We start from the raw sequence: 735 nt of genomic DNA on the forward strand, positions 1-735 counted from the left end.
AGGCCATCCAGCGAGGCAATGGGGGCAGGGCCTTGGCATTGCCGGAGGCGCCGGACATGCCGGTGACGACGCCGGACAGGAAATTCCTGCGGCGGCGAAACGTCGGGGCTGCAACGCCGCATGCGGAATGCTACCCACGCCCATGGACCCGGAGGCTCGCGCCGCCGTTTCCCATCCGCTGAACCCGAAAGGACCACCTTGGCCGCGCTGGACCTGTCCGCCGTCACCCGCAGCTTCGAGGGCACCGAGGTGCTGCGCGGCATCGACCTTTCCGTTGCGCCCGGCGAACTGGTGGTGCTTGCCGGCCCGTCGGGCAGCGGCAAGTCGACACTGCTGCGGATCATCGCCGGGGTCGATGCACCGACGTCGGGCGAGGTGCGGATCGACGGCGAGGCGGTGGGCGATCTGGCGCCGGCCCGACGCGGCATCGCCATGGTGCTGCATGCCCATGCGCTCTATCCGCATCTGACCGTGCGCGACAATCTCGGCCTCGGCCTGCGCCAGGCCGGCGCGTCGATGGAGGATGTCGCGGCCCGGCTGGAGCGGGTGTCGGGCCTCTTGTCGCTCGGCGCGCATCTGGAACGCAAGCCGGTGGAACTCTCCGGCGGCCAGCGCCAGCGCGTCGCCATCGGCCGGGCGATCATGCGCGCGCCGCGCCTGCTGCTGCTCGACGAGCCCCTGTCGAATCTCGACGCCGCCCTGCGCGCCGAGATCCGCGACGAGATCGCCGAATTG

Annotated in this window: 1 protein-coding gene; it reads left to right on the forward strand. The window is 71.2% G+C overall.

Annotation, left to right across the window (positions count from 1 at the left end; translation table 11 throughout):
- Positions 1–198: 198 nt before the first annotated feature.
- A partial coding sequence (locus A6302_RS20630; RefSeq protein ID WP_141704068.1) for an ABC transporter ATP-binding protein occupies positions 199–735 on the forward strand: 537 nt, incomplete at its 3' end.

This window comes from Methylobrevis pamukkalensis (assembly GCF_001720135.1).
Lineage (GTDB): Bacteria > Pseudomonadota > Alphaproteobacteria > Rhizobiales > Pleomorphomonadaceae > Methylobrevis > Methylobrevis pamukkalensis.